This is a genomic window from Enterococcus sp. LJL99 (assembly GCF_054871725.1).
Window position 1 is genome coordinate 308,056 of sequence record NZ_JBTXLT010000003.1, and the last position, 10,306, is coordinate 318,361.

General features: G+C 37.0%; 11 protein-coding genes. 1 reads left to right on the forward strand and 10 read right to left on the reverse strand.

Annotated features, from left to right (window positions below):
• Positions 1-380: 380 nt before the first annotated feature.
• Both ACYSNW_RS06755 and ACYSNW_RS06760 read right to left on the reverse strand, forming a co-directional pair.
• Positions 381-1,052, reverse strand: coding sequence for an ABC transporter ATP-binding protein (locus tag ACYSNW_RS06755; RefSeq protein WP_461743723.1), 672 nt, complete (start codon positions 1,050-1,052; stop codon positions 381-383).
• 12 nt (positions 1,053-1,064) lie between these two features.
• Positions 1,065-2,150, reverse strand: coding sequence for an ABC transporter permease (locus ACYSNW_RS06760; protein WP_461743724.1), 1,086 nt, complete (start codon positions 2,148-2,150; stop codon positions 1,065-1,067).
• Positions 2,151-2,480: 330 nt separating this feature from the next.
• Between ACYSNW_RS06760 and lepB the strand changes: the two genes are divergently transcribed.
• A complete protein-coding gene (lepB, locus tag ACYSNW_RS06765) occupies positions 2,481-3,026 on the forward strand; it encodes a signal peptidase I (protein WP_461743725.1) in 546 nt (181 codons plus the stop codon).
• A gap of 155 nt (positions 3,027-3,181) precedes the next feature.
• Here lepB and ACYSNW_RS06770 read toward each other — a convergent pair whose 3' ends face one another.
• From ACYSNW_RS06770 to trpE, 8 genes are all read right to left on the reverse strand, one after another.
• Positions 3,182-3,796: a DUF1054 domain-containing protein gene (locus ACYSNW_RS06770; protein WP_461743726.1), complete on the reverse strand. Its 615-nt coding sequence runs from the start codon at positions 3,794-3,796 to the stop codon at positions 3,182-3,184.
• A gap of 157 nt (positions 3,797-3,953) precedes the next feature.
• Positions 3,954-4,718 carry a tryptophan synthase subunit alpha gene (gene trpA, locus ACYSNW_RS06775; RefSeq protein WP_461743727.1) on the reverse strand — a complete coding sequence of 255 codons (765 nt, stop codon included), beginning with the start codon at positions 4,716-4,718 and terminating at the stop codon, positions 3,954-3,956.
• Positions 4,715-5,911: a tryptophan synthase subunit beta gene (gene trpB, locus ACYSNW_RS06780; protein WP_461743728.1), complete on the reverse strand. Its 1,197-nt coding sequence runs from the start codon at positions 5,909-5,911 to the stop codon at positions 4,715-4,717. The genes trpA and trpB overlap by 4 nt, the downstream gene beginning before the upstream one ends.
• Complete coding sequence (locus ACYSNW_RS06785; protein ID WP_461743729.1) at positions 5,911-6,510, reverse strand: phosphoribosylanthranilate isomerase; 600 nt, start codon at positions 6,508-6,510, stop codon at positions 5,911-5,913. The genes trpB and ACYSNW_RS06785 overlap by 1 nt, the downstream gene beginning before the upstream one ends.
• Positions 6,507-7,265, reverse strand: a complete 759-nt coding sequence (gene trpC, locus ACYSNW_RS06790) for an indole-3-glycerol phosphate synthase TrpC (RefSeq protein WP_461743730.1) — start codon at positions 7,263-7,265, stop codon at positions 6,507-6,509. Before trpC ends, ACYSNW_RS06785 begins: the two co-directional genes overlap by 4 nt.
• Positions 7,265-8,278, reverse strand: coding sequence for an anthranilate phosphoribosyltransferase (trpD, locus tag ACYSNW_RS06795; protein WP_461743731.1), 1,014 nt, complete (start codon positions 8,276-8,278; stop codon positions 7,265-7,267). Before trpD ends, trpC begins: the two co-directional genes overlap by 1 nt.
• Positions 8,262-8,852 (reverse strand): anthranilate synthase component II, encoded by a 591-nt coding sequence (locus ACYSNW_RS06800; RefSeq protein ID WP_461743732.1) that lies wholly within the window; start codon positions 8,850-8,852, stop codon positions 8,262-8,264. The genes trpD and ACYSNW_RS06800 overlap by 17 nt, the downstream gene beginning before the upstream one ends.
• The gene (trpE, locus tag ACYSNW_RS06805) at positions 8,849-10,213 is read right to left on the reverse strand and encodes an anthranilate synthase component I (RefSeq protein ID WP_461743733.1); all 1,365 of its coding nucleotides are present in this window, start codon (positions 10,211-10,213) and stop codon (positions 8,849-8,851) included. Before trpE ends, ACYSNW_RS06800 begins: the two co-directional genes overlap by 4 nt.
• Positions 10,214-10,306: the final 93 nt, after the last annotated feature.

Consider the following 10,306-nt stretch of genomic DNA (forward strand, 5'->3'; position numbering starts at 1 on the left):
AGTTATATGAAGAAACTCTATTTTTAATATCTAAACATAAAAAAGGATAGAGCGTGGTACAAAAGCAGCACCTTCGGAAACAATCAGCCAGTTATACAATTGGCAATCCCAACTAAGAAAGTGAGTAGCTCACTTTCTTATAAAATAAACCGAAATTGTTGTAAAACACAGTGAATGAAATAAGCTGATGTTGCACAATACCTATTCGGTCCTCTGAGCTAAACACTTTTGTCCCAACCTCCATCCTTAAAAATGGAAAATCATTCAAAATCTTTTAAAAATATTCTCCCTTTATAAAAATTTTTATTCAGCCTCAGAAATTATGAGTCTGAGAGAATCAACTCTTTCCTCGTTCAATATAGAAATAATTAGTTAATCCTTTATTTTTCTAACGTCAATACGCCATCTTGCATTTTATAAACCTTATCACAAAAATCAATCAAGCGTTGATCATGTGTTACCATAATCGTTGCTTTATTTTTTTCTTTCGTTTCTTTAGCTAATATTTTAACAACTTCAAATGCTCGATCAGAATCCAAACTAGCCGTCGGTTCATCAGCTAATATAATCGAAGGATCATTATACAAAGCTCGAGCAATCGCTACACGTTGACGTTCCCCACCAGAAATCTCACTTGGATATTTCTTCTTTAATTTAGAAATTCCCAACTGTTCCAATAACCCATCCGCATAACCTTTATCCGCTTTTTCTTTTTTTACTTTATCGACTAAGCGAAGTTGATTTTCAACCGACAAAAAAGGGACTAAATTAGAGGCTTGTAAAATAAAACCAATTTCGGCAAAACGAATGATTGATCGTTTTTTCTCATTTTCTTTACTGAAAGCTTTCCCGTTTATTTCCACTTCTCCTGCAGAAGGAGTTTGGAGACCACCAGCGATTGTCAAAAAGGTACTTTTCCCTGAACCACTAGGTCCAATAACCGCGACAAATTCACCTTTATCTACTGAAAAATTTGTTGGTTTTAATGCTTCAATCTCCATATCACCATCTAAAAATTTCTTATCGACTTCTTGAAATTCAATTGCACTCATCGTATTCCCTCCTTATCCTATGGTTTTTAATGGATCAACTTTTACAACTGTACGTACTGAGAACAATGCACCTAACACGGCAATCAATAACATCACTACGCCAACTACTGAATAGAATGCCCAATTAGTTTGAAAAGGAACCGCAGTCGGTAAAACCAATGCCGTGCCGACTGTCCCTAAAAGCCCAGCAGCGATGCCGACAAAAGCTAAAATAAAAGTTTGGACAATCACCGACCAAGAAATATATTTATTGGATATCCCTTGCGCTTTCATCACACCAAAAATATTCGCTTTTTGCATCGTTAAAACGTAAATGAAGATCCCAATCACAATCGCCGCAATCACAATTAAAAAGCCAATCATAAAGCCAAAGGTCAGCACTTGCGCGCTATAACCAGGTAATTCATTGATGAATGTTTTGATACCATATTTTTCTAGACTACTATCTGTAAGTTTAACATTTTTCAACTCATGATCCTGTGCTCGAAAAACAATCGCATTAATACGAGAATTTTCATTCACATCATCGGTTTCAAAACGAATTTGTTGGAAATCAGCAACAGAAATATAAAATACAGGCGCTACATTAAATTTCGCATTCTCAGTAAAACCAACAATTTTTAATTTCTTTTCCGTTCCAGACAATTTAATAGTATCGTTCAGTTGAAAATCATTTTCTTCTTTCAAACTATTATCCACTACAGCTTCATCTTCTGCTTCAAATGCACGCCCTTCTACAATATTGGGCATTAAAAATTCGTCTTTATTAATTCCAAAAAAACTCACATTTATTTTCTCAGAATCCTTTTTATCCGCTTGAATCACACCAGCCGTTTGACCCAAAACAGCTGTTTTCTTCGCTTCAACCTTTTCCTTTGTTTTTAAAGGAATCATCGACATATTGATATTGGCATTTGATTCATCTGATAAGACAATTCCATCAGCATCCCATTTATCAACAGCTGTTCGATTGTCTTGTGCCAATCCATAAGATAGACCTGTTAAGAAAAAGACTAAATACGAAATTAAGAACATCACACTAATAATCAACGCATAACGTAATTTTGAATGTTTGATTTCATTCCATGCTAAAAACATTATTTTCACTCCTAACTTATCACTCGATAACTTGAGTATAACAAAAGATAACTAACGCAACAAAAATATTGCTCAACGAATAAAAATAGATACGAAAACCTTAGTAGCGAAAATTTTTACTTTTTCATTTATAATCATCGATATGAAGACTATTTTATAAATTACAGAAACCACATTTACTTGCTTGATTGCTACCAATTTTTTTGGAATTTAGAATTTTTCTATCATTTTTTGACATGCTCTAATTATTTTTTATAATGTGCATTTCTTCTAACCGTGACTTTGCTATACTAAACCCAGAGTACGCGCAACAGAAAGAGGAGGCAAACAATGGAACAGAAAAAAAATTTTTTTCGCATCATAGTTAAATACGGAAGTTTAGTGGTTATCGTGGCTATTTTAAGGAGCTTTATTTTAACACCGATTACTGTTACTGGAGTTTCAATGGAGCCGACATATCATGAAAACGATCGCTTATGGCAAAATTCTTTCATAAAACCCAAACGTTTCGACACCGTTACTTTCTCGAGCCCTAGAAATGGAAACAGGGTCGTCAAACGAATTATTGGGTTGCCAGGCGATACGATTCACTACCAAAATGATCAATTATTGATTAATGGCGTTCCTTTTGAAGAGCCTTATTTGACCGATTTAAAAGCAGAACTTTCTGATGATAGTTTATTGACGGACAATTTTTCTTTAGAAAGTCTACTCGTTACACATACAACAAAAGTTCCTAAAAATAAATATTTTGTTTTAGGAGATAATAGACAAAAAGCTGACGATAGTCGGTATTTTGGTTTTGTTGACAAGAAAACAGTTTCAGGAGTCATTTATTTCCGTTATTACCCGTTTAATAAAATGGGCAAACAATGACCTTGGAACGTTTTCCTACTTAAACTTTCTAGAAAAAATAGTAGCTAAAAGTCAATAATCAGTCCTTACCGAATAGTTAGCCGCAAGGATGCGTACTCTCTAGCTATTCGGTCGTTAACTAACCATAGATTGACCTTTATCTACTACCTACTTGTTTACTGAAATTCCATTGTTAAACGATAAAGTGGAAGTAATTGCTGATATGTATTTAACATATATTCGCGTGCTTTTTCTGGGTTTTCTAAAAGTGAATCTTCTTTTTTTATGATGCGACCAATTTGAAATTCACCTTTTTTGACCTCTTTAAAACGGCATAGTACTTTATCTAAATCTGTTTCATTCAATTTCGTTACTTCAGGTTGAGTATGGTCAATTGAGACATAAAAATCATCACTCAATGCTTGAAATAACGACGGTTGATCCAAAAATGCCTGTGCAATTTCTTTTTCATTTTTTGGATTATCAATCAATGATAACCACATAAAAAGGTAATCTGGCCAAATGCCCAATTGGAAATGCGCATTCATTTTATAGCCTCTTTTTTTCTGACTCAACGCTGACCACGTATTTTCTGGCGGATAAACGGTACGACGTCGATGTTGCGCAATATGCACAAATAGTTCTGTATCTAACTCTGTTCCCAGTTCTTCTGCAAAATAATCATCTAACGATTGAAACTTTGGCTGAATCACTAAGCGAACCTCACTCATCCTCGGTTCCAAACCTGCTATTTCAAAAACATCAAAATCTTTTTTAGTAAACATTTGCATCTAATTCATTCTCCTTTGACTTTTTCAGTATGTGCTTTAATTTTCCCGCTCACTTTTCATTTAACTTTACCGAAAGACAGGTCTGTAAGCAAGATTATTGTACCCAAATAAAAAAACTTTCATGAAGAAACGAATCTCTCCACAAAAGTTTTTTGACTTAAGCAATACTTTTTTTAATAAATGCCGTCACTTCAGCCTGTTTACCCTCTCCAAGCAATTGCACAATTTTCGTTCCGACCACAACCCCTGCACAACTTTTTCTAAAGCGAGTCACATGCTCGGCAGAAGAAACGCCAAATCCTGCCAGGACAGGTTTATCACTAATTCCTTGAATATAAGCTAAATGTTCATCTAACGTTTCTTGGTAGTTATTATCGATTCCCGTTACGCCATTGACAGCTACCGCATAGACAAAACCATCTCCAGCATCTACTAATTCTTTGATCCGCTCTCTTGGAGTCGTCAACGCAACCAATGGAACCAATGCAATATCACTCTCTTTTAGTAGTGGCATCAATAAATTTTGATGTTCATAAGGCAAATCTGGAATAATCAATCCCTTGACTGGTGTCTCTGCTAATTCGCTAACAAATCGCTCCAAACTGTAAACAAAAATAGGATTGAAATAGGTCATGATTACTAACGGCGTATCTGTTTTTACTGTTTTTAATACCGCTAGAATTTTTTGAAGGGTCACTTTATTTTCTAGTGCTTTTAAGCCAGCTGCTTGAATTACAGGACCATCCGCTACAGGATCAGAAAAAGGAATACCCAACTCGATTGCACTTGCACCCGCATTAGAAAGTAACTGAATTTCTTCCGCTAAATTTTCTAATCCTTGTGCGCCAGCCATGATATAGGGAACAAAAATCGTTTGATCTTGTTCTTTTATTTCGTTTAAATGTTTGGTTAATGTTTTCATTCCGCTTTCTCCTTTTCAAACAATTCTTTAATTTGTTGTACATCTTTATCTCCACGACCAGAAAGACATATAATCAACTGTTTATCTGGTCCCAACTCTTTCGCTACTTTTACCGCATGACTAACCGCATGTGCACTTTCTAACGCCGGAATGATTCCTTCTGTTTGGCATAATAGCGTGAATGCATCCAACGCTTCTTGATCAGTCACTGAATCATAGGTTGCTCGACTGGTTTCATCCAAGTGACAATGTTCTGGCCCTAATCCTGGATAATCTAAACCTGCGGAAATCGAGTAAACTTCATCAATCTGCCCCGCTTCATCTTGCAATAATTTCATCATTGCTCCATGTAAAACACCTGTCGTTCCTTTAGCAATCGTTGCCGAATGCTCTTCTGTATCCAACCCTAAACCAGCTGCTTCTACACCAATCAACGCAACCTCTTCATCATTAATAAATGGATAGAAAATACCCATCGCATTACTTCCGCCACCCACACATGCAACGACTGCATCTGGCAATTTGTTTTCAACTTCTAAAAATTGACGTCTTGCTTCGATCCCAATAATACTTTGGTAATCACGCACGATTTCTGGGAATGGATGCGGTCCTAAAACAGAACCCATCACATAATGAGTATCTTCAACATTTGCAACCCAGAATCGTAACGCTTCATTGACAGCATCCTTCAAGGTTTTACTCCCCGAAGTCACACTCTCTACTTTCGCACCCAACAATTCCATACGGAAAACATTTAACGCTTGGCGCTTCACATCGATTTCACCCATAAAAATCGTACATTCCATATCAAACAATGCCGCAACGGTTGCTGTTGCTACCCCATGTTGACCGGCTCCTGTTTCAGCAACAATTTTCTTTTTACCCATTTTTTTAGCCAATAAAATTTGACCGATCGTATTATTGATTTTATGAGCACCAGTATGATTTAAATCTTCCCGTTTTAAATAAATTTTTGCGCCGCCCACATGATTCGTTAGACGCTCCGCAAAATAAAGGGGGTTTTCCCGACCGACATACTGTTTTAAGTAATAATTCAATTCCTTTTGAAATTCTTCGTCTGTTTTTGATGCTTCATACACTTCTTCTAATTCTTTGACTGCATACATTAATGTTTCAGGGACAAATTGACCACCATAATTTCCATAAAACCCTTCATTTGGTTGTTTATACATTAAATTTCCTCCTTGGCATTTCGAATAAAATTTGTGATTTTAGTTAAATCTTTTTCTCCGTTGGTTTCAACACCACTTGATACATCTAGTGCATACGGCCTAAAATGCTTTACCGCTGCTTGTACATTTTCAGGAGTCAATCCTCCTGCAATAATAATTTTTTGTTCGTTCAATGCTGATAAATCTAAGCGATCCCAATCAAAAACGACTCCATTTCCACCAATAAATTCTTGTGGCGGTGCATCAAACAATAAATAATCTGGCGTTGCATCTTGAAGAGTCAACACGTAGTCTGTTCCATCTACTGGTAAAGCTGAGATCATAGGAACAGAAGCTTTTTCTTTTAATTGCTCCCCATGGACTTGAACCAAATCTAAGCCCGCAGCTTCAATGATCGCTTCTACTTCGTCGAGCGTTGGAGAAACAAATACGCCGACTTTTTTTACTGAATTTGGTACATCTACTGTTATTTCTCTTACTGTTTTAGGGTCAACTTCGCGCTTACTAGCGGCAAAAACAAATCCTAAAAAATCAGCGCCATTCGCCACCGCATGATCGACTGCTAGTTTGTTTTTTAATCCACAAATTTTGACTTTCATCTTGCCACCTGTAACTCTTTGACCTTTTCTTGCGGTGTCTTTTCTCGCATCAAGCCTTCACCAACTAAAACAGCTTGATAATTTTCAGTCACTTGAGCAACTTGTTCCGCCGTAGAAAAGCCCGATTCACTAATATACACAGCCTCTGTCGTTTGTTTTTCACCTAATGCTTGACTGACCGCAATGGTTACTTCAAATGTTTTTAAATTGCGATTATTGACGCCGATCAATTTTGCCGAAAGTTGTTCAGCAATCGCTAATTCTTCTGCATCATGTACCTCTACCAAAATTTCTAATCCTAATGCTTCAGCTTTTTTATACAAATCAGTCAACTCTTCCAATGATAACGCCGCAACAATCAGTAAAACAATCGTTGCTCCTGCATTTCTAGCACGAATCAACTGTTTTTCATCAATAATGAAATCTTTACACAACACAGGAACGCTTACTTGTTCTGTCACTTGACGTAAATCTTCAATCGTTCCCTTAAAGAAAACTGGATCAGTCAAAACAGAAATCGCTTGTACGTCCGCTGCTTCATAGCTTTTCGCTTGCTGAATCACATCAACGTCTAAATTGATGGCTCCTTTCGAAGGAGATGCTCGTTTAACCTCACCAATGATTTGCATTTTAGTTGGATTCGCTTTGACACGATCATAAAAAGAAGTCGTTTCTCTTAAAGGTTGTACCGTTTCTAAAGGCATTTGTGCAACTTCTTTTCGTTTTTCGAGTAAAATCGTTTCTAAAAAATCCATCAGGCAACCTCCTTTTGTGCTTGAATTAATTGTTGTAACTTAGAAAAAGCAGCGCCACTAGCTAAACAATCTTTCGCTTGCAAGATTCCTTCTTGAATCGTTGTCGCTTTACCATTGCTATAAAAACCTAATCCCGCATTTAAAACGACTGTATCTAAGTATGGACTCGCTTGATTTTTTAAAATCGAAAGTAAAATTTCTGTATTTTGTTTGGCTTCTCCACCACGAATCGCAGCTAAGGGAATTCGTTTAAACCCTAACTCTTCTGGATCAATTGTATGCATGGTTACTTGACCATTTTCTAGCAAAGCATAATGCGTCGTCCCAGCTAATGATGCTTCATCTAAACCGCCTTCTCCGTTAACTACAATCGCACGTTTACGCCCAAGATCGCCAAGTGTTTTAGCGGTTTCTTCCAACAAATCGCGACGATAAGTACCCATTAACTGTGAATCTAGTTGTACAGGATTTGTTAATGGACCGATTAAATTTAAAATCGTCGGAGTCGCTAATTCCTTCCGTACTTTCATCACATATTTCATATTCGGATGCATATGTGGCGCATATAAGAAAGCTAAACCAACTTCATCTAACAAATAACTAAGTTTTTCAGGTGATAACGCAATATCAACACCTAAATGTTCGAAAATATCGGCACTACCCGATTTACTAGAAATACTACGATTTCCATGTTTGGCTACCGTCACACCCCCAGCTGCTAAAACAAAGGCTGCCGTTGTGCTAATGTTGAAACTCCCTGACTGGTCACCACCTGTCCCACAATTATCCATGATATTTTCTTTTCTAGAACTAATCTTCGTGGCTTTTTGTTGAATAACTTCAGCAAGTCCAGTCATTTCCTCTGCTGTCTCACCTTTTAATTTTAAAGCAATTAAAATTCCTGCAATTTGACTATCGGTTAATTGACCTTCAAAAATTTGTTCTGCTAATTGGTGTACTTCTCCTCGAGTCAATTGTTGTTGTGTAAAGACTTTATTAAAAAGAGTGTTCATATGCTTTTTCCTCCATTACTTGAATAAATTTCTGCATCATGGCTAAACCATCTGGCGTGCCGATCGATTCTGGATGAAATTGAATCCCAAAAAGTGGATATTCTTGATGCTCGATCGCCATCACTTCGCCATCATCCAATGCAGTAGCTGTAATATTAAAATCATCTGGAATCGTTGTTTTGTCGACGACTAACGAGTGATACCGCATCACTGGGAATTCTAACGGTAAATCTTCAAATAAACGACTATTTTTTTGCTGAATCATTGAGGCCTTTCCATGACGGATTTCACTTGCTGAAGTTACTGTTCCCCCAAATAATTCGCCAATCGTTTGATGGCCTAAACAAATACCCAAAATCGGCTTTTCTTTGTAAAAACGTTGAATAATTTTTTTGGTAAAACCTGTCTCCGCTGGCGTTCCCGGTCCTGGAGAAATAATAATCGCTGCTGCTTTTTCAGCCTCTGCTATTATTTGTGGATCATCATTTCGAAGAATCAACATCTCCTGTTCATCCGAAATCGATTGTGCTAAATTATGCGTAAATGAATCATAATTATCGATCAGTAAAATCATTCTGCTACCTCCAATAGGGCTTTGGCTTTGTGTAATGTTTCCTCATATTCTTTTTCAGGATCAGAATCATAAACAATTCCCGCGCCAGCTTGTACATACGCTTTATTTTTATGAAGCACCATCGTTCGAATGGCAATCGCAAAATCTGCTTGATCATCTTTAGATAGATACCCCACAGCGCCAGCATAAATATTACGCTTCACAGTTTCTATTTCATAAATACGTTGCATTGCTCGAATTTTCGGTGCACCACTAACAGTTCCTGCTGGTAATGTTGCTTTCAATGCATCCATCGCTGTACAGCCAGATTTCAATTTTCCGGTGACCACCGATACGATATGCATAACAAAACGGTACTTTTCGATCGTCATATAAACTGGTACTTCAACTGAACCGTTGACACTTACTTTCCCGACATCATTTCGGCCAAGATCGATCAACATCAAATGTTCTGCACGTTCTTTTTCATCTTGACTTAGTTCTAATTCCAACGCTGCATCTTCTTCAACCGTTTGTCCACGTTTTCTTGTACCAGCGATCGGGTTTGTCGTCACCACCTGATCTTTCACACTAACTAAGCTTTCCGGTGAAGAGCCGATCACTTTCGTTTCGCCAAAATCAAGAAAATATAAATAGGTCGAAGGATTCGTCACGCGCAAACGACGATAATAATCAAACGGATCACCTGTAAAATCAGCGGTCAAACGTTGCGAGGGAACCATTTGGAACATATCCCCTTTTTGAATATAGTCTTTCGCTTTTATGACTGCTGCTTCATAGCTTTCTTTAGAGAAATTACTCGTATAATTTAGTTTTTCAAGCTGAATCTTTTTTTGCTCTTCTGGACTCGGTTGTTGTAATTCAACGATTTTTTGCTGAATCGCAGCTTCTAATTGCTCTCTTGTTCTTGGTGCATAAGTGTTTGCTTCCACTAAACTAATTGTTTCACCTACATGATCAAAAATCAGATAAGAATCAAATAAGTAAAACTGACTATCCGGGATCCCCAATTCATCGAAAGGAATCTCTCCTAACGCTTCATAACTAGCAATCACATCATAACCAACATAACCGATTGCCCCACCTTGAAACGGTAATTCTTCTGAATGTTCCTCTGTTTTTAACACATAACGTTCAATTGCTTTTAACGGGTCTTCAACGCTTTCAGTCATACCGTTTACCGTTAACTGATTTCCTTGATAAATAATTTCAGCCGCTGCATCCCAAGCCATGATGGAATAACGACCTTTACTTTTATCACGAGGAATACTTTCTAATAAACATTTATTTTTACCTTTAATTCGTAAAAAGGCTGAAATCGCGGTTAAATAGTCCGCTTGAATTTTTTTAATGATTTGCATGATTATCGCTCCTTTTTTATACACTAGCTAAGTTTTTCTTCTCGATCCAAAACAAAAAGCCCTCAAAAAACAAGTATCTGTTTTTTGAGGGCG

Coding starts and splice junctions, on each gene's coding strand:
- trpA (WP_461743727.1), bottom strand. CDS start 4,718: ATGAAAACATTAACCAAACATTTAAACGAAATAAAAGAACAAGATCAA.
- trpB (WP_461743728.1), bottom strand. CDS start 5,911: ATGTATAAACAACCAAATGAAGGGTTTTATGGAAATTATGGTGGTCAA.
- trpC (WP_461743730.1), bottom strand. CDS start 7,265: ATGGATTTTTTAGAAACGATTTTACTCGAAAAACGAAAAGAAGTTGCA.
- trpE (WP_461743733.1), bottom strand. CDS start 10,213: ATGCAAATCATTAAAAAAATTCAAGCGGACTATTTAACCGCGATTTCA.
- ACYSNW_RS06755 (WP_461743723.1), bottom strand. CDS start 1,052: ATGAGTGCAATTGAATTTCAAGAAGTCGATAAGAAATTTTTAGATGGT.
- lepB (WP_461743725.1), top strand. CDS start 2,481: ATGGAACAGAAAAAAAATTTTTTTCGCATCATAGTTAAATACGGAAGT.
- ACYSNW_RS06760 (WP_461743724.1), bottom strand. CDS start 2,150: ATGTTTTTAGCATGGAATGAAATCAAACATTCAAAATTACGTTATGCG.
- ACYSNW_RS06770 (WP_461743726.1), bottom strand. CDS start 3,796: ATGCAAATGTTTACTAAAAAAGATTTTGATGTTTTTGAAATAGCAGGT.
- trpD (WP_461743731.1), bottom strand. CDS start 8,278: ATGAACACTCTTTTTAATAAAGTCTTTACACAACAACAATTGACTCGA.
- ACYSNW_RS06785 (WP_461743729.1), bottom strand. CDS start 6,510: ATGAAAGTCAAAATTTGTGGATTAAAAAACAAACTAGCAGTCGATCAT.
- ACYSNW_RS06800 (WP_461743732.1), bottom strand. CDS start 8,852: ATGATTTTACTGATCGATAATTATGATTCATTTACGCATAATTTAGCA.